This is a genomic window from Planomonospora sp. ID82291 (assembly GCF_015711645.1).
Classification (GTDB): Bacteria; Actinomycetota; Actinomycetes; order Streptosporangiales; family Streptosporangiaceae; genus Planomonospora.
In genome coordinates this window covers 1,621,299-1,642,262 of sequence record NZ_JABTEX010000002.1, presented here as the reverse complement: position 1 = coordinate 1,642,262, position 20,964 = coordinate 1,621,299, and the positions used below count along the sequence as shown (strand labels likewise).

Here is a 20,964-nt window from a genome sequence, read left to right as displayed (position 1 = left end):
CCAGGAGTGAACCCGCCGTCATTCCCAGGAGTGAGTCCCCGCCGTGACGAGGCCCGATTCGTAGGCGAAGACCACCGCCTGCGCCCGGTCCCGCAGGCCGAGCTTGGCCAGCAGGTTGCTGACGTGGGTCTTGACCGTGTGCTCGCTCACGGTCAGCGCCGCGGCGATCTCGGCGTTGGACAGCCCCCGTGCCACCTGCTCCAGGGTCTCCCGCTCCCGTGCGGTCAGCTCACCGAGCCGGGCCCTCAGCCGCGGTACGGCGCCGCCCCGCCCCACCACGTCGGCGACCAGCCGCCGGGTGACGGCCGGAGACAGCAGCACGTCGCCCGCGGCCACCGCCCGCACGGCCTCGACCAGGCCGTCCCGGTGGACGTCCTTGAGCAGGAACCCGCTGGCCCCGGCCCGCAGCGCGGCGTAGACGTACTCGTCGAGGTCGAACATCGTGAGCACCAGGACCCTGGCGTCGGTGCGCGCGCAGATCCGGGCGGTCGCCTCGACCCCGTCGACGCCGGGCATCCGGATGTCCATCACCACCACGTCGGGCCGGAGCCCGACCGCGCGCCCGACCGCCTCGGCGCCGTCGGCGGCCTCGCCGACCACGGTGATGCCCGGCTGGGAGTCCAGGATCAGGGCGAACCCGGCGCGGAACAGGTCCTGGTCATCGACGACGAGCACGCGCAGCACCGGCGGCCTCCTCTCCCGCGGCGACGCCGCCTTCTCCGCCTGCGGCGATGCCGGGCTCCCCGTCCGCGGCGTCGACGGGCCTCTCCCCGACCGGCAGCGTCGCGGTGACGGCGAACCCGCCGTCCCCTCCTTCCCGGGGACCCGCCCGCAGCGTGCCTCCGCACGCCACGACCCGTTCCCGCATGCCGATCAGGCCGTGTCCCGGGGTTCCGGCCGGGGCGGTCCCGCGGCCGTCGTCGGTCACCTCGATCCGCAGCTCGGCGGGGGACCACCGCAGCCGTACCCGTGCGGTCGAGGCTCCCGCGTGCCGGAGGGTGTTCGCCAGCGACTCCTGGACGATCCGGTAGGCCGCGATGTCGACGTCGGCGGGCACCGGCCCGGCCTCGCCGCGGGACTCGACGGTCACCTCCAGTCCCGCCTTCCCGAACTGCCCGGCCAGGCGGTCCAGGGAGGCGAGCCCCGGCGGCGGGACCGGAGCGGTCCCGCCGGCCCGTCCACCGGCCCGTCCGCCGCCGTCCGACCCGCCGACCCGTCCACCGGCCCGTCCATCGCCGTCCGACCGCAACGCCCCGAGGACGCGGCGGAGCTGGACGATCGCCTCGCGCCCGGTCTCCGCTATCGCCTCGAACGCGGCCTCCGCCCGGCCGGGGTCGGTGCGCGTCACCAGGAAACCGGCGTCCGCCTGGACGACCATGATGCCGACCGAGTGCGTCAGGACGTCGTGCATGTCGCGCGCGATGCGGGTCCGCTCGCCTGCGGCGACCGCCGCGCGCTCCTCCTCCAGCCGGCGGGTGCGCTCGGCCAGCACCGCGATCTCCGCCCGGCGCGCCCGCGCACCGGTGCCCAGCGCGTAGGCGACGGCGAACGCCATGCCGACGTAGCCGAAGGCGTCCGGCGACTCCCCCGGCACCGCCAGGGACGCCACCAGCAGCACCCCGCCGCCCGCCACGCTCAGCAGCCGCCGCCGCGGCGGGCTCAGCGCCGCCACCGTGTACAGCGACACCAGCGCGCCGTACGGCAGCGGCGGCAGCGCGTGGGCCAGCGCGAGCCCGGTCGTCGCGGCGCCCACCACCGCGCCGGTGCCGACGGGCGCCCTGCGCCTCCAGAACAGCGGCGCCGAGGCGCCGAGTCCCAGCGCCGCCGCCCACGGCCCGCCCTGGCCCCACCTCAGCGCGGCCCACAGGGTCGCCGCGGCCACCGCACCGGTGATCGCCGCGTCGGCGGCGGACGACGGCACGGCCGGGAACCCGGCGGCCCGCCGGTCCGGGGACGTCGGCATCATGTGGCTCCTGGGGCCCGGGGCCGCTCCGGCCGGATCTCTCCGCACCGTCCTGATCTGTTCGGATGGTCCCGTTGAGCGTACGGTAGCCCCACCGGCAAGATCAAGAAATGGGGAACGCCATGACGAGCAGCCCGCCGCCCGGCCCGCCGGACATGTCCCACGCCGCGCGGCTCGCCCGCCACTGTGCCGTCTCCACCGCCCTGGAGCTCCTCGGCGACCGGCGGCTGGGCGAGCTCGTGGCCGGGGCCCCGCGTCTCGGCTCCGGGGTCGGCGGCACGACGGCGCTGCTGGAGGTCGAGGGCACGCCGGTCTTCGTCAAGCGCATCCCCCTCACCGATCTGGAGCGCCGCCCGGAGAACGTCCGTTCCACGGCGAACCTGTTCGGGGTCCCCCCCTTCTGCCAGTACGGCCTCGGCCCGGGGGCCGGGTTCGGCGTCTGGCGCGAGCTGGCCGCGCACGCCATGACGACCGGCTGGGTGCTCGGCGGGCGGCACGCGGGCTTCCCCCTGCTGCACCACTGGCGGGTGCTGCCGGAACCGCCCCGGGCGCCGACGGCCGGGCAGCGCGCGGAGATCGAGGCCGCGGTGGCGTACTGGGAGGGGTCCCCCGCGGTGCGCGAGCGGATGGAGGCGTCCGCGCGGGCCTCGGCGAGCGTCGTGCTCTTCCTGGAGTACCTCCCGCAGAACCTGTACGACTGGCTGAACGCGCAGGTCGCCCTCGGGGACGACGCCGTCGCGGCGGCGTGCGCCATGATGGAGCGCGAGCTGGCGGCCGGGGTCTCCTTCATGAACGCCGGCGGGCTGCTCCACTTCGACACGCACTTCTGCAACATCCTCACCGACGGCCGCCGCCTCTACTTCACGGACTTCGGCCTCGCCGCCTCTCCCCGGTTCGAGCTCTCCGCGACCGAGCGGGACTTCCTGCGGCTGAACGCCGACCACGACGCGGCCTACGCCGAGAGGGCCCTGGTCAACCGGCTGGTGATCGTCCTGGGGCGGCCCTCCGGCCGGGAGGAGCTCCTCGACCTCGTCCGGGAGTGCGCCCGGGGCGCCGTGCTCCCCGGCGTCCCGGCGGAGGCCGCGGCGGTCATCCGGCGGTACGCGCCGGTCGCCGCCGCCGTGAACGCGTTCTACGGCACGCTGATCGACGAGCGCAGGACCGTCCCGTATCCGGCCGACGAGATCCGGCGGATCCGCGCCGCGACCGGTTCCGCGGCGGCGCCCGCCCCGGTCCCGGCGGTCTGACCGGAGCGGGTCCGCCGGGCCGCCGCCGCCGGTACGGTACGGCACGGCCCGGCGCGACCCGGCACGGCCCGGCCCGGCCCGGCCGGAGCACGGCCGGAGTCCGGCGCGCCCCGGCCGGAGCACGGCCGGAGTCCGCAGGATTCAGACGGCGCGGTGGTACTGGTCGGGCCAGCGGGGCTCCGCGCCCAGCTCGCGGGCGGCCAGGTTCGGCCAGTAGGGGGTGCGCAGGAGCTCGCGGCCGAGCAGGACGGCGTCGGCCTGCCCGGAGGCGACGATCTCCTCGGCCTGGCGCGGCTCGGTGATCTCGCCGACGGCGGCGACCGGCAGGTCGGTCTCGGCGCGGACCCGGGCCGCGAACGGCACCTGGTAGCCGGGGCCGGTGGGGATCCGCGCGCCGGGGGCGTTGCCGCCGCTGGAGACGTCGAGCAGGTCCACGCCGCGGGTGAGCAGTTCCTTGGCCAGCCGGACGGTGTCGTCGACGGTCCAGCCCTCCCGCTCGTCCTCGGGGTTCTCGGTGAGCCAGTCGGTGGCCGAGACGCGGAAGAACACCGGCAGGTCCTCGGGCCAGACGGCCCGCACGGCGTCGACGACCTCCAGGGCCAGGCGGATGCGGCCGTCGAACGAGCCGCCGTAGCCGTCGGTGCGGTGGTTGCTGTGCGGGGAGAGGAACTCGCCGATCAGGTAACCGTGCGCGCCGTGCACCTCCGCCACCTGGAAGCCCGCCCGCAGCGCGCGCTCCGCCGCCCGGGCGAAGTCGCCGACGACCCGCTGGATCTCGTCCGCCGTCAGCTCGTGCGGGACCGGGTGGCCGGGCGCGAACGGGAGCGGGCTCGGCCCGACCGGCCGCCAGCCGCCGTCGGCCTCGCCGACCGGCCGCCCGCCGCGCCAGGTCAGGTCGGTGGAGGCCTTGCGCCCGGCGTGCGCGAGCTGGATGCCGGGCACGGTGCCGTACTCGGTGAGGAACCGGGTGATCCGGGCGAACGCCTCCTCCTGCCGCTCGTTCCACAGTCCGAGGTCGGCCGGGGAGATCCGGCCCTCCGGGGAGACCGCCGTCGCCTCGGTGAGGATCAGCCCGGTGCCGCCCGCCGCCCGGGCGGCGAGGTGGGAGAGGTGCCAGTCGTTCGGCACTCCCGTCTCCGGACCGTCCGCCGCGGCGGAGTACTGGCACATCGGCGCCATCCAGACCCGGTTGGGGATCGTCAGGGACCGCAGGGTGATGGGATCGAACAGCACGGGGACCTCGTCTCACTCGTTCGGGGGCCACTCGTCCGGGGCCGGCACTCATACGATAGACGTCGTACTACGACGAATGTCAAACTACGATGGATGTCATACGATCATGCCGGGCCGAGGAGGGGTAGCCGATGTCCACGCGGATCCTGGACCATCCGAGCGTCGGGGAGATCCGGCTGGAGGCGGTGCTGCACGCCCTCGCCGAGCCCGTGCGCCTGGAGATCGTGCGCTTCCTCGCCGACTCCGGCAGGGGCGTCCCGTGCTCGGAGATCGAACTCGCCGTCAGCAAGTCCACCGGCACCCACCACTACCGCGTCCTGCGCGAAGCCGGGGTCATCCGGCAGGTCTACCACGGCACCGCGAAACTGAACTCGCTGCGCCGCGACGACCTCGACGCGCTCTTCCCCGGGCTCCTGGACAGCGTCATCGCCGCGACCCGCAGACGGCCGGCGAGCGAGGCCCCGTCCTGAGCGCGCATCCGCGCGGACGGGTGCGGGCGCCGCGTCCGCAGCACGACGGGGTGCGCACCGGTCACCGGCGCACACGGAGGTCTTCGGCGTCGCCGAGTACCGGCACCTGTTCGCCGCGGCGGTCCTGTCCTGGATCGGCGACCGCCTCGCCCGGATGGCGGTCGCCCACCCGGTCTTCCGCGACACCGGCTCCGCGCCGCCGTCGGCCGAGGGGGTGCGCGTGGTCTTCGGGCACCGGGTGATGCGGCCGATCACACTCGCGGTGTTCAGCATGGCGGCGATCGCGATCGTCCCGGAGGGCCTGCGACGCCGGGGAACGCGAGCACGGCGGAGCCTTTCCGGATTCTCTTTCCGTACGACGTACGGTACGGTATACGGAAAAGTTTCTGCGGAGGGAGCAACCATGGAGCGGACCACCGTGCGGCAGGACGACATGAAGAGCGGCGCCGGGGACCGTACCGGCAGCGAGGCCGACAGCGGGGCCGGGCACGGGGTGTACACACCAAGCGCCGACGATCTGGCGGGCGTCGAGGCGTGGTTCGCCGCGTACGACGCGCTGGCCGAGCGGGGCGCCGTCGGAGAGATCGCCGACCTGGCGGTCTTCCCGCTCAACCTGGCCACCGACGTGCCCGGCGGGACCGCGGCCGTCCGGCAGTGGAGCCGCGAGGAGTTCATCGCGGTGATGACCGAGGTCATGGGCGACGGCACGGCCGGCCTGGCGATGGAGTCCGTCCGGACCCCACGCTTCCTGACCGCCAACCTCGTGCTCGTCGAGACGGAGGCGACGATGACCACCGAGTCGGGAGACCAGCGGTCGACCCGCTACGCCGACCTGCTGGTGCGCACCGCCGACGGGTGGGCGTTCCAGACCATGGTGCAGGGCGGCTGGGGCCACGGTTGGCCGCCCTGCACCCGCGGCTGACCTCATCCGCGGCCGACCCGTCCGCGGGCGGCTCCGTTCCGGGCGGCCCCGTCCATGGGCGGCCCCGTCCATGGGCGGCCCCGTCCATGGGCGGCTCCGTTCCGGGCGGAATGCGGCAGAATGCCCGGGTGGACGATCTCAAATCCCCCGCGATCCGCACGAAGCCGTTCATCCGACCGGCGCAGCCCGAGGACGTCGACGTGCTCCACCGCTTCGTCGTCGAGCTCGCCGAGGTGGAGGAGTTCCCCGGAGAGGTCACCGCCCGGCCGCAGGACCTGGCGGCGGCCCTGTTCGGACCGCGTCCGGCCGCCGAGGCCGTCGTCGCGGTGGTCGACGGGGCACCCGCCGGCTTCGCCCTGTTCTACTCCACCTACAGCACCATCGTCGGCCGGCCCGGCATCCACCTCGACGACCTGTACGTCCGCGCCGAGCACCGGGGAAGCGGACTGGGCCGGGCGCTGCTCGGCCACCTCGCGCAGCTCGCGGTGGAGCGCGGCTGCGGCCGCCTGGAATGGTGGGTGCTGCGCACCAATGACCCCGCCCTGCGCTTCTACCGCGGTCTGCGGGCCCGGGCGCTCGGCGAGATCGAGGTCATGCGGCTCGACGGCGAGGTGCTGCGCGACCTCGCCGCGGCCACCCGCACGTTCGGGGAGCCCGCCCGGTAGGCGCACGGCCGCGTCCCCGGCCTCCGGGCCGGGGAGCGCGTCAGACGGCGATCCCCTTCTCCTTCAACCGGATCACGTTCTCCGCCTCCACGTTCTCGTAGGCCGCGATCTCCGCGGCGAACGACTCGCCCAGCACGAACGCGTCCGATCCCGCGTCCGGGGCGTCGCCGAGGCGCACGTTCGCCCGGTGGACGAATGTCGCGTTTCCTTCGAGAGTCGGCCGCAGGCGGCCGTCCTCCTCGCGCAGGACCACCTTCGCGCTCCCGCCCAGGTTCCTGACCGTGAGCCGCCCCGTGCCCGCGTTCCCGGCGAGCCGGGAGTAGACCGCGGACGAGGCCACCGTCGCAGAGCCGCACGACGGCGTCAGGCCGACCCCCCGCTCGTACGTCCTGACGAATATCTCGTCCGGGCCGAGGGACCGCACGAACGACACGTTCGCCCCGATGGGGAACGCATCGGGGCGCGCCGCCACCGTGCCGCCGACGCGGACGAGCTCCTCCTCCTCGTAGCGGTCGACGATCGCGACCAGGTGCGAGTTCGGTACGGCCAGCGCCGAGAACCTCAGCTCGGCGTCGAGGACGGGAAGAGGCCGGTCGATCCACACCTCGGAGCCGGCGACGATGGGGTCGTCGGCCCGGAAGGAGACGGGGGGGAGATCCACGGAGACCTGGCGGACCCCGTCCGTGGTGCCGCGGTCCCGGACGGTGAACCGGTGGCGGCCGGAGCGGATCTGCGTCGACGTCTCGCCCCTGCGCTCGAGGACGTACCGGCCGAGGCACCTCATGCCGTTCCCGCACAGGTCCGCCCGTGAACCGTCCGGGTTGAAGAACGCGGCCCGGGGGGTGTCCTCCACCCGGTCCACGAAATAGACCCCGTCGCCGCCGAGCGGCCCGCTCCTGTCGCAGACGGCGCGAACCAGCCGCACCAGCTCGGCCTCTTCGGCTCCTTCATAATCCGTCTCGATTATGAAGATGTCGTTCTTGGAGCCATGAGTCTTCAGGACTTCGACGTCTCTCATTTTTCCTTCGACCGCTTATCCGCGCCCACCCGAACGGCGCCCGCCTCGGAGGGATTCCGCCCCGAGTCTACCAGCAGCGCCCGAACCGCCTTCTCGGGCGGGTGAAGGACCATCGGGGCGGCGGCCGGACCATTCCCACGCGATATCTCCTTTCATTTCCCCGTCCCCACCGGCCCCCAATGCCGTTTAGATAGATCATCGTGCTGGTTGTGGGCCTGTCAATGTGAGGAGCCGGACGGCGGGAGGTCCGAGGTGGCGGATGGCCTTGTCGGAAGGGCGGCGTTCGCGGTAGCTGCTGCGTCGGGGGCGTTCGACGGCGCGAGGGTAGGTCCGGTGACGTCGTTCGGGGTTGCGGTGAGGCCGTCCAACGTGACGGACGGCCTGGACCCGCAGGTCGTGATCGGGTTCAGGGGGAAAGGCCACTCGGTCGGTGACCGAGCGGCGCACGATGCGAAGCGTGGCGAGGAATGTGATCCGGTCGGGGTCGACTCCGGCGGTGGTGGCCGTGGTGCAGATCAGAGTGGACAGGGCACGGCGGGTGAGGAGGCAGGCCCAGACCTCCTGGCGGACCGGGTCGGGGGTACGGGAGCGGAGAATCCGGCCGGCACCGCACAGGTGGGTCTTCAGCTGCGCGAACCCGGTTTCCGCCTCCCACCGCTCGTGGTGGCAGGCCGCCGGCTGCTCGGCGGTCGCCTCGCCCGGATCGAGGATGGTGGTGATGAGCCGGATGTGCTCGCCCCTGCGGTCGGGCACCGTGAAGTCGACCACCTTCCACGATCACCGCCAGGTCCGGATCCGGTTCACCGCCACGGCGGGCGTCGGCTCGCAGCCGTTCCTTCTGCGATCGGCGCAGCTTGGCGGGCTTGGTGATGACGGCGAGAGGAGGACCCGTCGTCCAGGTCTTCCAGCCGGTACGGGTGCAGGCCGGCCTGGAGGCGCCAGAGAAGGGCCGCGCCGGTCGAGGACGCGTACTGCCAGGCGCGGAAGTCGGAGAAGCCGCGGTCGGCGGTCAGCAGTCTCTCGGGCGCACATCCGCCCGCCATCAGCCGCCACCGCCCCAGCCACACATGCGCGGGGAGCTTCCGCACCCGCTCCTGGCGGCATCCGTGCCGCTCGATCGCCTCGTCCAGGACCTGCCGGGGCACCAGCGACGTCAACGCCCCCAGCCCCACCGGATCCGTCAGTCGACCCGACCCTCCGAGCTTGATCCACTCCGCCATCCGGCGGACACTACCAGCACAAACGCCTATTTAAACGGCATTGGACCCCGGACCGCCCACCGTCCAGCTCCTGACCAGCGGAGACACCCTGCCCGAATGATCTATCCGAACGGATAGGAGCAACCTGCGGCTTCCACACCAGACTGGAATGGGTTTGCTACGCATAGCGACATCAAATAACTAGCAGATAATTATTTTGGGGCCTGACCGACCGAAGTCAAGATCTATCTTCATGATCAGTATCCTGTTACCTTTCGTCAGTCCTATCATCCCTTGCAGCAGGGGGGAATTTGTCATTGCTCCATAGGGGCCGCCTCCAGGGGCGGATCGCCGTATTGACGGTGGTCGGTTTGCTCGCGGGCGCCCTACAGCTGTCCGTGGCGCCCGGCGCCGCCGCAGAACTTTCTCCCGCCCCGATCCCGTCGGCATCCGAGTCAACCGGTTCACCCCCGCTCAATGACTCTCCCCGGCCGTATCAACCGGTTGAGCGACCGGAGAGCGAGCTGCACAAGAAACTCGTGGCCGAGAAGCCGGACTTCGGCGATGAGGACCCGCTGTCCCAGGCGTGGAAACGCGGGGAGATCAGCGTTGATGAGTATGTGCGGCACTCGGTCGAACGTCTGGCGCAGCCGGAGAACATACCGAAAGAATATCGCTCCGCGGAGGGCATTCCACATGAGGCGGGCCTGGCGCTGTACTACGCGTTGCAATTGGCCGAGCAGCAGGCCTCACCGGAGACCAAAGCATGGCTGGCCGAGACTTTCAAGCAGCCCGACCCCGCCGTAGCCCGCTCGACGACCGAAGCGGCACGGACGCCCTCGGTTGCAGCGCCTTCACCATGGACCGAGTGCGGCGATCACCGAACCCATGTGACCTTTGCGGGTAACTACTTCGACTGCGTGCACACCGTCACCACCACCATCCGATTCAACATCTACTACAACATCGACGGTTTGTCCGAGGCCTGGGCATCCGACGGTAGCGGTGGCGGAGTCTGGGCGCGGGTGGACGGTGTCGTCGCAGTGGACACCAACCCGGCGAACGGAGTTCCCGACGCCATCGACCTCATGGCCACCAACCACACCAAAGCCTGGGGACAGTACAAGGCTTGGGGGTACGGTCTCACCGGCCAGGGCGTTCAGATATACGTCGGGTTCGACTTCGGTGGCGTCAATCCCAACCATCCAGGCGTCACCATCCCCACCGGCGGTCCCGGCGATGCCGTCGCCGGTCCGGTGATCCTGCTGCCCGCCGACCCCGGGGACCCGCTACCGGGCCGCTCGACTCGACGCGACTGGAAGTACACCTACCTGCCCTACCACGAGATGTTCCACGCGGTGCAGTACCACTACCTGTCCAACACGCACCTAGGTGCGAACCTGACCGCGATCAACTGGTGGATGGAGGCCACCGCCGAGTGGGCCACGCACACGCTGTACAGGAACATCAACTCCTCCGGACCGAAACCGGACGCCTATGCCGGGGACCTTCCGCTTTTCCTCGGCCAGCCCGAGCTCGCACTCAACTCAGCGTTGAGCCCTTGGAGCACCAGTCCCAAGCGGCAGTACGGGGCGTTCATCTTCGCCGGCTACCTGACCGAGCGAACGGGCTTCGACTTCGTGCGGCAGACCTGGCAGGCGATGGGCAACAAACTGCCGATCGAGGCGATCGACCAGGTGCTAGCCGGCTACGGCCGCGACCTGAAGACAGAGCTGCAGGGCTTCGCCGTAGCCAACTACCGGCTGACCGGCACAACGGTGAATCTGAGCACCTTCCTTCGCGCAGCCGACGGCTACCTCGACCCGGATGCATCCACCACCTGGCGTAACCTGCTCACCAACGCCGGATACAACGGCCGTCCCGCACGGGCCGCGGAGAAGGCCCTGGCTTGGGGTGGCGGATCAAGCAGTGGATACACCACGATCTGGCCTGGCGGAACTTCCTACGTGGAGCTTTCTCTCCCCGCCACCGGACAGGGCCGAGTAACGGTCCAGGTGAGAGCCCCAGATCAAGGCGGGGCCGACAGCGAGGTGGAATTCACCTACCTCCTCATCGCATGGGACGATCTGTTCTCTAGGACGCCCAAGCGCTGGGTCAGCGCTCAGGCTAAGGGAGACAAATTGCAGCACGATCTCTCCCTCTCAGTCCAGGCGGGCGAAACCGTCACCCTGATCGCAACCCGTACAGATCTGTGGGCTGACGTCACCGCTCTGCCCAGCGGAGCCGGACAACGAGTTCAGTGGACCGCTTCTCTCCTACAGAACGGAGGGAAAGTCATGGTGGTCGGCGACTCGATCACCAACGGCCATGAGGGGGACTACACCTGGAGGTACCGCCTGGCCAAGCATTTTGCCGCCAAGGGCGTCGAAGCCGACTTCGTGGGCCCCAACCGGGGCACCTTCAACATGTACGCCAAGGACACCTCCGCCACCTACCGCGACGGGAACTTCGACAGCGACCACTTCTCGCTGTGGGGCTGGCACTACGCAGACGCCAAGAACAAGATTCGAGCGATGGCGCAGACCCACAAACCCGACTACCTTGTTGTGGCACTCGGGTTCAACGACATCGCTTGGTACGGCGGGGCTGACAACACCATCACCTCGATGAGGGCGTTCATCGCCGAGGCGCGGGCCGCCAACCCCAACCTCAAGATCCTTATCTCTAACGTGATCAACCGCTCCGAACTGGACGGCTGGTCATGGCTGAATCCCGCGATCTCTGAGTACAAGACCAAACTCCCCGGCGTGGCGGCGTCCCTCACCACGCCCCAGTCGCCGATTCATCTGGTGGACGTCAACAGCGTGTTCAACCACACCAGTGACGCTTACGACGGTCTCCACCCCAACGGAGTCGGCGAGTACAAGATTGCCAAGGCGTTCGCCGACGCCTTCGCCACCCGCTTCTCAATCGGCTCAGCCTTCGGATCCGTCCCGTCCACCGTGCCCGAGATCTCCTTGACGGCCCCCGCACGGCTAACCGCCCAAGCCGTCCCGGAGGGCATCCAACTCAGGTGGGGCAGGGTCTATGGAGCTGGCGGATACTACATCCATGTACGTGACGTGACAGCGGGCGAACCGTTCCACCAGTTGCCCTACCCCATCGCCGACGACAAGTGGCTGTCCGGCGGCCTGCTCAAGGGGCACACCTACGAATACAAGATCACGGCGACCCGCGGCGACCGGCAGAGTGGCGCCTCGCCAGTTGCCTCCGCGTTGGCGAACCCGCAGACCCCGCCCCAGCCCGAGGGGGTGAAGGCGATCCCCGGCCAGACCAGCGTCGAGGTGACGTGGAAGGCGATACCGGGGGTGACGACGTACGAGGTCTACGGGCAGGACCAGACCACCGGGGCCTGGCTGCCCACGGTTACGGTCACCGGAACCAGCTACACCTACACAGGACTGGCCACCGACCACCGGTACAACGTCGCCGTCGCCGGCGTCAACGCCGTCGGCGTCGGAGTGCGCGCAGCGGGCCTGCCCGCCCACACCGGTCGCGGCACGCCACCCGTGGTGACCGGAGTCGACAGTTGGCAGATAGGTCCGGCCGAGGCCCGCATCAACTGGAACCCCTCTTTCGGTGCGGTCGGCTACTGGATCGAGTACCTCGATCACACCCAGGCCAATCCTGCCTGGAGCCGTATGCCGTATCCCCTGGAGGCCACAAACCTCAATCCCGGGTTCAGTGCGGGCTACCTGTTCAGCGGGCCCACGAACTACAGTTTCCGGATCGTCGCCGCCAACGGCGCTCTGGAAGCCGCGGCCTCTGCTCCGGTCAAGGTCCGTCAGCAGAACCTCACCGCTTCCCGGGCACTGACCGACAAGGAACTGGCGAAGCTCCGCAAGGAGTCCAAGGAGGCCGGCTACCTCTTCAACCGGCTTCCGGATTCGGCGTTCGGCGTCCCGCCGCAGAACCCCGGAGACTGCCACTGCCTGCAAGGCCAGCGTTAGTGGTGTAAAAGAAACCTCATAGATAGATCCGCGACTCGAGGGCGGTAAGGCTCGCAGGACCAGCCCTTACCGCCTTCAGTCCGGTCAACTTCCAGATGGACAGGCCATCTTGCTCTCGCTCAGGAATCAGGCGGTTGGAGGCCGTCATCGAACCACCGTCTAGGAGCCTTCGGACCAGAAGCTCTCCACAGTGGCTTTCGGAAAGCTATATGAACACACGGCATACTGCACTCTTCATCTCTCCTGGCTCCATGCTGAGGGTCGCAGCGCTGACGCTCGTCGCCCTCCTGACCGCCTGCAGCACTTCCCGCGACGAAGAGATGTTCCACATCGTCAACGGCACTCAGGACACCGTCACCGTGCAGTGGAAGCGTGACACGAATCCCTTTGCCACATTCGCACCGGGAGAGGGAATCGATATTTCCGTCCCGGCCGAGCGATGCAACCACCCGCCCGCCGACGACACGCTGATCGCTCGCTCGGCCAGCGGGAGGAGCTACTCGTACGGCCCGCCGATCTGTTACGGAGAAATATGGGAGATCAGTGACTAGCCTTGATCTTTCACGATCTTCGCGTGGTCGGCTGAAGTGTTCGGCTACGGTGTGTTTTCGCGACCTGACCAGCGCAATCACCCGGCTGTCGCGCCGGGTGGGCGGGGTTCCGCTGGCCCGTTGGATTCCTCCTTCTCGTCGTGGACACGGGTTTCCGCTGGTCAGGTCGGCGCAGGCAAGGCCTGCAGGCGGGCGACAGCGGTGGTGATCTGATCAGCCCAGGGCCAACGCACGTCGAGGCTCAACCGGACACGGCGTCCCCCGCGGACCAGTCGCCCGGTGCTGCGTTCTTCAATGGGTATGGAGATTGTCGCCGCTCAGTCGCCCCGCCCAGGGGGATCCTTCCTGGCAGGAGGGTCCTGCCAGGCCGAAACCGCTGCGCGCCCGAGCGCCGCGCGACGACCAGGAAGAGCGTCAGATCCGCAAGCCGCCGGAGCCCGGCACGCCCCCGCCGACTGGATCCAGCGCGTCAGGATCGTGATGCTGAGCTGGGCGGGGATGCGCGGCCCGGCCATCGCCGAGCAGGTCGGCTGCCATCCGGAAACGGTGCGCCGCCGACTGCACCGCTTCAACGCAGAAGGTCTGGACGGCCTCGGTGACCGGCCCGGCTCCGGCCGCAAGCCGCGCCTCACCCAGGCCGAACGCTCGCAGATCATCGCCCTGGCCAAGAGCACCCCGCCCGGCAGGTTGCGCTGGCGACCCTGGGGTGAGCTGGAAGCCGACGACGAGACCGGGCCCGCGGTGTGGACCGGACGCGCTCACCGCCGCCGCCCACAAGAGCGGCATCACCGTCGGCCGCAGCCAGGTCCGCCGGATCCTGTCTGGCCGAGGGGGTGAGATGGCGGCGTACCCGATCCTGGAGCACCAGCAAAGATCCCGGGTTCGCCGTAAAAGAACGATGATCGTCGGCCTGTACACCGACCCGCCCGAGGGCGTGGTCGTGGTGTGCGCCGATGAGCTGGGGCCCGTCGCCCCGCGCACCTTCCCGCCCGCACCGGCCTGGTCGGGAGACGGCCACCGGATCAAGGCGCCACTGGACTACCGGCGCGGGCCGACCAAGCCCTGGGTGCACGGCGCACTGCGCGTGGCCGACGGCACCGCGGTCACCATGACCTCCCCGTCCCGTAGCAGCGCGTCCTACCGGGAGCTCCTGCAGAAGACCGAGGACGCCGACCCCGGCACCGGCGACATCGTCGTGATCGGTGGAAAGACACCTGTACGCGATCGCCGACGGCGAGGTCGCACCCGAGGACGACGAACCCGACGTCGTCGTCTGCGTGGACGAGTTCGGCCCGCTCAACCTCCAGCCCCACCCCGGGCGCCAATGGGCCGAACGCGGCGGACGGCACAAGGACCCCGACCGCGAACCCCGGCCCCGACGGCGGGCCACCTACACCCGCCCGCACGGGGTCCGGCATCTGTTCGCCGCCTACGACCTGGGCAAGGACAAGCTGTACGGGCACGTCAAGCCGGTCAAGACCCGCACGAGGTTCCTGGAGTTCTGCCGCTACCTGCGCAGCCTCTACCCGCCGGAGACCCGCATCGCCATCGTGTGCGACAACTTCTCCCCGCACCTGACCACGAAGAGGGACGCCCGGGTCGGCGACTGGGCCGCGGCCAGCAACGTCGAGCTCGCCCACACCCCGACGAACTCCTCGTGGCTGAATCGCATCGAGGCCCAGTTCACCGCGCTGCGCTACTTCGCCCTGGACGGCACCGACCACGCCAGCCATAAGGAGCAGGGCAGCATGATCCGCCGGTACATCATCTGGCGGAACAAGCATGCCGCCGACGAACGGCTCCGCGAGGTCGTGGACAGGGCGAACGTTGCCTGATTCGGCACTAGTCAGGTCGTGAAAACACGCCGCAGTCGAACGACCCAGCCGACTACACGGAGATCACAAGATCGGACCGACCGGGCTTCAGGAACAGAGCCACCCCGCGGTCGTGTTCGCGCAACACATTCCATCGCATATGAATATCCACCCCGTGCCGCAGCCGCGGTGCTGACCGCAGCCGTATGCCCCGCCCCGACACCTTTCATATTGCCCGCACCAATCGTCACTGACCTTGCAGGTGCATGCACTGTCCAAGGCCAGACCGTCCGGACGCACACTTGCAGGCTTCGTGCGAACCGGCTGAGGGCCGAGGTTGGCTACCAAGGCGCGCGCCTCGTCCTTCCCGAAAGAGGCGATCGCCGATTCGCCCAGCGACTGAACCTTCTGATATGTCCCCTCAGCCACCGGGACCGTAAAGGTGGTCGCATCGCCGAACAGCTCCACGGCGAACTCAATCACCTTGTTCTGCTCCGGCGTCATGCCCGGATGGGCATCGCGGTACTCCTTGACATGGGCGGTCCAGAGGGTGCTGCACTCCTCGGGGGAGAGTTCAGCGAAGATGGCCCGACGATATTCCAGGCTGTATGCGCTGAAGGCATTGTACGTGCGAGGCAGATTCGCCCTATTTTCCTGCACCCACCTATCGGCAGGTGAAGGCGCGACAGCGGCTTGGGCAAGGGATGTTCTTCCGGCGATCACCGATACGGCGACGCCGATGCCGGCGAACCGAAGGAACTGGCGACGTCCTGCGGTGCTCTCGGTGCCGGAACCGTCGTGGTCGGTGCTCGCTCCCCGACTTTCACCGAGGACAGACAGAAGTCGATAGGTTCCGCTGATCCCCATCCGCGCGGCGAGTCGAACCGCCATACCCGCCCCCGTCCACGCGCGCACATCGACACTTCCCACTCTGATGAGAGTGGGCCTGTGAGGCGCGTTCTCGCCTAGCGCCCTCCTTCTCCAGGCGATGACATCCGGGCGATTTATTGGGGCAACGTCGAGCCGATTTCCGGCAAACTTCTTGATCTCGGCCGCCAATCCTCGGCATTGGCCGCAGGATGCATCGAAGGCAAGAATCCAGAGATGGCTTTGATTTTTTTCCACGAAATCTTCTCCACATATTCCCTGGTGCGACGGTTGAAATATATTGATTCCCTTGATGCTCGTCAAGTGATCGGGGAAGCCGAATATGTTCCAAGTCGATCACGTCGTGCGCTCCGAGGCGCCCGCTCGATCCTTTCTCATCTCGACGGTGGTTGAGCGAACGCGTCCGGCGGCGGCTCATATGCTGACGGTCCTGGCGCGTACGTACTCCACAGCGGCCTCCATGAGCTGCGCAAGTGTGCGGGCATCCACTTTTTCGGGCATACGTGCGCCTGCGGGCGGGGAGTGGATGGAGGCGTTCCTCGGCATGGAGCGGCAGTCGATACAGGGACAGCACCGTCCACCTCCGCCCCCTCCGGGCGGCTCCGTCTTTCTTGGACGGTCCGCATGACTCAATGTGCCGTCGCCATTCCGTTCCGTATGATTCAGATCTCCTTCTTCGAAGGGGCCACCGTCCCCCGAGCCCGGGCCTGAAGTGCGAATCACGAGATAATTCGAACGTGTATGGCTGCAGGGCCCTCCCAGACTGGAACCTTACTGCCGCTGGTTGCCCCGTCATTGACCGTGATCGACCGCCCTGACTCTTTCCACGTCAGTGCAAATCGTTCTAGCGTGTTACACCATCACCTCTCGGAAAGGACCTCAGATGCCCGCATCGCCGCCGCGTCCGCAGACCGCCATCCGCCGTTTCGCCAGGATCGTTGATCTCTCCCTCGCCGCCGTCACCGTGGTGGTGTTCGTCGCCGTCGCCCTCGCCACCGGGGTGCGGTCGCCCTGGTCGGCGGTGATCCCCTGCGCCCTGTTCCTCGGCGCGATCCTGCTCCTCAGGCGCCGCCTGCCGATAGCCGTGCTGTTGCTCTCAGTGGCCGCGGTCTTCGCCTATCACTTCGTGTCCTGGTCTCCCGCAGGCTGGATCTGGCCCGTCTCAGCCGCCTACTTCACCGCCGCAGCCACTTCTCATGTCCGCTGGGTCGCCGCCATCGGTGTCGCCCAGCTCGTCTACTCCGCCGTCGACGCCCGGTGGATGCTCGACCGAAACGTGACCCGCTACCTCATCCACACTCTCGGAGAAGGGCTGCTGCTGGCGGCCCTCGTCGCCGCCGGTCTCGCCTACGCCACATCGTTGCGCTCCCGGGGGAGCCAGGGACTACATTCGTAGGTTCACGGGGAGTGGATTACCGTGTCTCCGGTAGTGGCTGATCAGGGCATGTGTCTGATGACGTCGCCGGAAGTCCTACCAAGCCAGGACATGATCGATGGCATCGGCCGCGGGGATGAACAGCCGGGCCGGAACCCGGCGGATCTCGGCGAGCGAGAGTCGCAGCATCCTCAGCGCGGCGAGGCCTCCAGGAACAAGCGGTCTTTTCCCTCGCCGATGCCCCCCAATGCCGTTTAGATAGATCATTCGGGTCTGGTGGTGCGGAGGTCGAGCAGGAGCTGGACGGTGGGCGGTCCGGCGTGGCGGGTGCCCTTGTCACGGGGGCGTCGTTCGCGGTAGCTGCTGCGCCGGGTGCGCTTGACGGAGCGAGGGTAGGTCCGGTGGCGGCGTTCGGGATTGCGGTTGCGGGGGCGGCCGACCTGGTGAACGGTGTGGGCCCAGAGATCATGTGGGGGTTCAGGGGGGAAAGGCCACTCGGTCGGTGACCGAGCGGCGCACGATCCGGAGGGTGGCCGGGAACTTGATCCGGTCTGGGTCGACCCCGGCCGCGGTGGCCGCGGTGCAGATCAGGGTGGCCAGGGCCCAGTGGGTGAGGAGGCAGGCCCAGATCTCCTGGCGGACCAGGTCCGGGGTCCGCGACCGCAGGACCCTGCCGGGACCGCGCAGGTGGATCTTCAGTTGAGCGAATCCGGTTTCGGCCTCCCAGCGCTCCTGGTAGCAGGCGGCGAGCCGCTCCCGGCGTTCTCGGACGGCGGCGCAGCGGGCGCGCCGACGCCGGACAGGCGCCCGGACCGCCGGGGTCCGGGCGCCGGGGATGCGGGCGGGTCAGCAGCGGAAATGCGCCACCAGGTCGCGCAGCTCGCCCGCCATCACGTTCAGCTCGCCCACCGCCTGCTGGGAACGGGCCACGCTCTCGGTGGTCGTCTGCGACGCCCGCGCGATCTCGGCGATGTTCTCGGCGATGTCGCGCGAGCCCTCGGCCACCGCGGTGACACTGCGGCTCATCTCGTTGGTCGTGGCGGTCTGCTCCTCCACCGCGCTGGCGATGACCCCCTGGGAATCGTTGATCTGCCCGATCACCGAGCTGATCCGGCCGATCGCGGTCACCGCCCCGGCCGTGTCGTCCTGGATCGCCTGCACCCGCCGGGAGATGTCCTCGGTGGCCCGCGCGGTCTCCTGCGCCAGTTCCTTGACCTCGCTGGCCACCACCGCGAAGCCCTTGCCCGACTCCCCGGCCCGCGCCGCCTCGATGGTGGCGTTGAGCGCCAGCAGGTTGGTCTGCTCGGCGATCGAGGTGATCAGCGCGACCACGGTGGCGATCTCCCGGGAGGACTCGCCCAGCTTGCCGATCTGCACGGTCGTCTGGCCGGCGACCTCGACGGCCTGCCCGGCCACCCGGGCGGCGCCCAGCGCGCTGCCGGCGATCTCCTGGATCGAGGCGCCCATCTCCTCCGACCCGGTGGCGACCATCTCGACGTTCTGCGAGACCGACGCGGCGGTGTCGGAGACGGCCTGGGCCTCGGTGGCGGCGCGGCGGGCCGAGGCGGCCACCGCGTCGGTGGCCGAGGCCATCTCCTGGGCCGCGGCGGCCACCGCCCGTGCCGAGGCCGACACCGAGGCCACCACGTTGCGGACGCTGGCCTGGGCCTGGTCCATGGCGCGGGCCATCTGGCCGACCTCGTCGGTGGTGGTCACATCGCTGGTGACGGTCATGTCGCCGTCGGCCATGGCGGCCAGGGAGCGGCGCACCCGCAGCAGCGGGCGGGTGATGGAGATGACCACGACGCGGGCCAGGCCGGCCAGGATGACGGCGGTGACGAGCACGGTGATGAGGATCAGCCGGGTGGCCTGCTCGCGGCTGGCGGCGGCGTCGGCGGTGGCCTGCTCGATGCTGCGGGCGAAGAAGGCGCGCTCGTTGCGGGTGACGGCGCTGGTGAGGTAGTTGTCGACGCCGATCTGCTCCCAGCTGCGCCGGGCCTGGTCCTGGTCGGCGGCGGCGCTGTCGACGAAGCGGCCGATCACGTCGGTGTAGTCGGTGAAGGCGGTGGTGATGCGGGTGATGGAGGCGCGCTGGTCGGCGGGCACGTCGATGGCCTGCAGGCGCCTCAGCGTCTCCTGGGTGGCCGTGGTCTGGGCCTGCAGGGTCTGGCGCTGCTGGGCGGGGGTGTCGCGGATGACGGCTTCCAGGCCGTTGACCTTCAGGTCGGCGGCCAGGCGGTCGAGTTGCAGGACGACGGCGTTGGCCTCGTTGAGGCGGCCGAGGCGTTCGTTGGCGGTGTCGACGGCGCGGTTGTTGACGACGGTGACGGCGAAGCAGGCGGTCAGGGCCAGGAGGCTGGCGCCGACCAGGGTCATGAGTTTGACGGCGATGGGCCGGTTGAGGAAGCCGGTGGCCAGCCGGCCTCGGCGTCGGGGGGCGGGGTGGGGCGGGGTGTTCATGGAAGAGGGCTCCTTAGGCGACAAGCGTCGGGCGTCGGGCGTCGGGCACCGGTGGTACTGCACGGTCACGGGGCAGGGGGCGGCCCGAGAGGCGGTCAGCCGCTGAGCTGCTCGGCGGTGTAGTAGCCGCCGTCGACGAGGATCCGCCGGTAGTTCGACTTGTCGACGTCCACCGGCTGCAGCAGGAAGGTGGACACGGCCTTCACCCCGTTGTGGTACTGCTCGGTGTCGTTGACCGGGGGCGTCTCGCCCCGCAGCAGCATGTCGGTCATCCGGACCGCGACCTTGGCCAGCTCACGGGTGTCCTTGTAGACGGTCTGGCTCTGCCGGCCGGCGGCGATCAGCTTCACCGAGTCCGCCTCGGCGTCCTGCCCGGTGATGACGGGCAGGGGCTTGGCGGCGGTGCCGTACCCGCCCGCCTGGAGAGCCGCGAGGATCCCCCGGGAGATGCCGTCGTAGGGCGACAGCACCGCGTCCAGCCGTGCGGAGGCGTAGGACTTCGACAGGATCGAGGCCATCCGGGCCTTGGCCACCTCTCCGTCCCAGCGCAGGGTGGCGATGTCGGCGAACTCATGCTGGCCGCTGCGCACCACCAGCTTCCCGGAGGAGATGTGGGGCCGCAGCACGCTCATCGCGCCGTTGAAGAAGAACGTGGCGTTGTTGTCGTCGGGGGATCCGGCGAACAGTTCGATGGTGAAGGGGCCCTTGGCCGTGGCGGGCTTGAGCCGGTCGACGATGGCCTTGCCCTGCAGCACGCCGACCTTGAAGTTGTCGAAGGTGGCGTAGTAGTCGATGTTCGGTGTGTCGCGGATCAACCGGTCGTAGGAGATCACCGGGATGTCGGCGGCGGCCGCCTTCTCCAGGACGGACGTGAGGGCGCTGCCGTCGATCGCGCCGACGACCAGCGCCTTGACGTCGCCGTCCACCATCTCACCGATCTGGGAGACCTGCGTGGCGATGTCGTCGTCGGCGTACTTCAGATCGGTCGTGTAGCCGAGCAGCTCGAACTGCTTCTTCATGTTGCCGCCGTCACTGACCCAGCGCGCCGAGGTCTCCGTCGGCATCGCGAGCCCGATGGTCCCCGGACCGGCGGGTCCGGCGGCCTCCGCCCCGGGATCGGCGGAGCAGCCCGCCGTCATCAGCACCAGCGCCGTTCCCAGCGCGACGATTCGCGTGATCATGATAGGC

19 protein-coding genes are annotated in these 20,964 nt (G+C 69.6%); 9 read left to right on the top strand and 10 right to left on the bottom strand.

What is annotated here, in order from left to right:
- Positions 1 to 18: 18 nt before the first annotated feature.
- A complete protein-coding gene (locus tag HS045_RS18285) occupies positions 19 to 684 on the bottom strand; it encodes a response regulator transcription factor (protein WP_196452519.1) in 666 nt (221 codons plus the stop codon).
- A complete protein-coding gene (locus HS045_RS18280; protein WP_196452518.1) occupies positions 659 to 1,963 on the bottom strand; it encodes a sensor histidine kinase in 1,305 nt (434 codons plus the stop codon). Before HS045_RS18280 ends, HS045_RS18285 begins: the two co-directional genes overlap by 26 nt.
- A gap of 110 nt (positions 1,964 to 2,073) precedes the next feature.
- Between HS045_RS18280 and HS045_RS18275 the strand changes: the two genes are divergently transcribed.
- Positions 2,074 to 3,210: a serine/threonine protein phosphatase gene (locus tag HS045_RS18275; protein WP_230884093.1), complete on the top strand. Its 1,137-nt coding sequence runs from the start codon at positions 2,074 to 2,076 to the stop codon at positions 3,208 to 3,210.
- Positions 3,211 to 3,351: 141 nt separating this feature from the next.
- On the opposite strand, the gene HS045_RS18270 is transcribed toward HS045_RS18275, so the two are convergent.
- The gene (locus HS045_RS18270) at positions 3,352 to 4,443 is read right to left on the bottom strand and encodes an NADH:flavin oxidoreductase/NADH oxidase (RefSeq protein WP_196452517.1); all 1,092 of its coding nucleotides are present in this window, start codon (positions 4,441 to 4,443) and stop codon (positions 3,352 to 3,354) included.
- Between the two features lie 131 nt (positions 4,444 to 4,574).
- Between HS045_RS18270 and HS045_RS18265 the strand changes: the two genes are divergently transcribed.
- The 3 genes from HS045_RS18265 to HS045_RS18255 all read left to right on the top strand — a co-directional run bounded on the left by HS045_RS18265 (position 4,575) and on the right by HS045_RS18255 (position 6,500).
- Complete coding sequence (locus tag HS045_RS18265) at positions 4,575 to 4,913, top strand: helix-turn-helix transcriptional regulator (protein WP_196452516.1); 339 nt, start codon at positions 4,575 to 4,577, stop codon at positions 4,911 to 4,913.
- Positions 4,914 to 5,316: 403 nt separating this feature from the next.
- Positions 5,317 to 5,835 (top strand): nuclear transport factor 2 family protein, encoded by a 519-nt coding sequence (locus HS045_RS18260; RefSeq protein ID WP_230884092.1) that lies wholly within the window; start codon positions 5,317 to 5,319, stop codon positions 5,833 to 5,835.
- Positions 5,836 to 5,963: 128 nt separating this feature from the next.
- Positions 5,964 to 6,500, top strand: coding sequence for a GNAT family N-acetyltransferase (locus HS045_RS18255; protein WP_307827580.1), 537 nt, complete (start codon positions 5,964 to 5,966; stop codon positions 6,498 to 6,500).
- Between the two features lie 40 nt (positions 6,501 to 6,540).
- Here the strand turns inward: HS045_RS18255 and dapF are convergent, their stop codons facing one another.
- The 3 genes from dapF to HS045_RS18240 form a co-directional block, all read right to left on the bottom strand.
- On the bottom strand, positions 6,541 to 7,518 hold the full coding sequence (gene dapF, locus HS045_RS18250; RefSeq protein WP_196452514.1) for a diaminopimelate epimerase: 978 nt from the start codon (positions 7,516 to 7,518) through the stop codon (positions 6,541 to 6,543).
- Between the two features lie 195 nt (positions 7,519 to 7,713).
- Positions 7,714 to 8,286, bottom strand: a complete 573-nt coding sequence (locus HS045_RS18245; RefSeq protein ID WP_196452513.1) for a transposase — start codon at positions 8,284 to 8,286, stop codon at positions 7,714 to 7,716.
- Positions 8,287 to 8,318: 32 nt separating this feature from the next.
- Positions 8,319 to 8,738: a transposase domain-containing protein gene (locus HS045_RS18240; protein ID WP_196452512.1), complete on the bottom strand. Its 420-nt coding sequence runs from the start codon at positions 8,736 to 8,738 to the stop codon at positions 8,319 to 8,321.
- A gap of 518 nt (positions 8,739 to 9,256) precedes the next feature.
- On the opposite strand from HS045_RS18240, the gene HS045_RS36205 reads away from it, so the two are divergent.
- The 4 genes from HS045_RS36205 to HS045_RS18220 all read left to right on the top strand — a co-directional run bounded on the left by HS045_RS36205 (position 9,257) and on the right by HS045_RS18220 (position 15,074).
- Positions 9,257 to 12,688 (top strand): GDSL-type esterase/lipase family protein, encoded by a 3,432-nt coding sequence (locus tag HS045_RS36205; RefSeq protein WP_196452511.1) that lies wholly within the window; start codon positions 9,257 to 9,259, stop codon positions 12,686 to 12,688.
- Between the two features lie 251 nt (positions 12,689 to 12,939).
- Positions 12,940 to 13,239: a hypothetical protein gene (locus HS045_RS18230; protein WP_196452510.1), complete on the top strand. Its 300-nt coding sequence runs from the start codon at positions 12,940 to 12,942 to the stop codon at positions 13,237 to 13,239.
- A 480-nt stretch (positions 13,240 to 13,719) separates the two neighbouring features.
- Positions 13,720 to 14,076, top strand: coding sequence for a helix-turn-helix domain-containing protein (locus tag HS045_RS34690; RefSeq protein ID WP_230884091.1), 357 nt, complete (start codon positions 13,720 to 13,722; stop codon positions 14,074 to 14,076).
- Positions 14,077 to 14,441: 365 nt separating this feature from the next.
- Entirely contained in the window at positions 14,442 to 15,074 is a 633-nt protein-coding gene (locus HS045_RS18220) for a transposase (RefSeq protein ID WP_307827579.1), read from the top strand.
- Positions 15,075 to 15,161: 87 nt separating this feature from the next.
- Here the strand turns inward: HS045_RS18220 and HS045_RS18215 are convergent, their stop codons facing one another.
- Complete coding sequence (locus HS045_RS18215) at positions 15,162 to 16,244, bottom strand: bacteriocin fulvocin C-related protein (RefSeq protein WP_196452509.1); 1,083 nt, start codon at positions 16,242 to 16,244, stop codon at positions 15,162 to 15,164.
- A 580-nt stretch (positions 16,245 to 16,824) separates the two neighbouring features.
- Between HS045_RS18215 and HS045_RS18210 the strand changes: the two genes are divergently transcribed.
- A complete protein-coding gene (locus tag HS045_RS18210) occupies positions 16,825 to 17,337 on the top strand; it encodes a hypothetical protein (RefSeq protein ID WP_196452508.1) in 513 nt (170 codons plus the stop codon).
- Positions 17,338 to 17,793: 456 nt separating this feature from the next.
- Here the strand turns inward: HS045_RS18210 and HS045_RS36425 are convergent, their stop codons facing one another.
- From HS045_RS36425 to chvE, 3 genes are all read right to left on the bottom strand, one after another.
- Positions 17,794 to 18,153: a transposase gene (locus HS045_RS36425; protein ID WP_196452858.1), complete on the bottom strand. Its 360-nt coding sequence runs from the start codon at positions 18,151 to 18,153 to the stop codon at positions 17,794 to 17,796.
- A gap of 9 nt (positions 18,154 to 18,162) precedes the next feature.
- Entirely contained in the window at positions 18,163 to 19,776 is a 1,614-nt protein-coding gene (locus HS045_RS18200; protein ID WP_196452507.1) for a methyl-accepting chemotaxis protein, read from the bottom strand.
- A 95-nt stretch (positions 19,777 to 19,871) separates the two neighbouring features.
- Positions 19,872 to 20,957, bottom strand: coding sequence for a multiple monosaccharide ABC transporter substrate-binding protein (chvE, locus tag HS045_RS18195; RefSeq protein ID WP_196452506.1), 1,086 nt, complete (start codon positions 20,955 to 20,957; stop codon positions 19,872 to 19,874).
- Between the last annotated feature and the right edge of the window lie 7 nt (positions 20,958 to 20,964).

Coding starts and splice junctions, on each gene's coding strand:
- HS045_RS18275 (WP_230884093.1), top strand. CDS start 2,074: ATGGGGAACGCCATGACGAGCAGCCCGCCGCCCGGCCCGCCGGACATG.
- dapF (WP_196452514.1), bottom strand. CDS start 7,518: ATGAGAGACGTCGAAGTCCTGAAGACTCATGGCTCCAAGAACGACATC.
- HS045_RS18230 (WP_196452510.1), top strand. CDS start 12,940: ATGCTGAGGGTCGCAGCGCTGACGCTCGTCGCCCTCCTGACCGCCTGC.
- HS045_RS18265 (WP_196452516.1), top strand. CDS start 4,575: ATGTCCACGCGGATCCTGGACCATCCGAGCGTCGGGGAGATCCGGCTG.
- HS045_RS18210 (WP_196452508.1), top strand. CDS start 16,825: ATGCCCGCATCGCCGCCGCGTCCGCAGACCGCCATCCGCCGTTTCGCC.
- HS045_RS18280 (WP_196452518.1), bottom strand. CDS start 1,963: ATGCCGACGTCCCCGGACCGGCGGGCCGCCGGGTTCCCGGCCGTGCCG.
- HS045_RS34690 (WP_230884091.1), top strand. CDS start 13,720: ATGCTGAGCTGGGCGGGGATGCGCGGCCCGGCCATCGCCGAGCAGGTC.
- HS045_RS18240 (WP_196452512.1), bottom strand. CDS start 8,738: ATGGCGGAGTGGATCAAGCTCGGAGGGTCGGGTCGACTGACGGATCCG.
- HS045_RS18200 (WP_196452507.1), bottom strand. CDS start 19,776: ATGAACACCCCGCCCCACCCCGCCCCCCGACGCCGAGGCCGGCTGGCC.
- HS045_RS18260 (WP_230884092.1), top strand. CDS start 5,317: ATGGAGCGGACCACCGTGCGGCAGGACGACATGAAGAGCGGCGCCGGG.
- chvE (WP_196452506.1), bottom strand. CDS start 20,957: ATGATCACGCGAATCGTCGCGCTGGGAACGGCGCTGGTGCTGATGACG.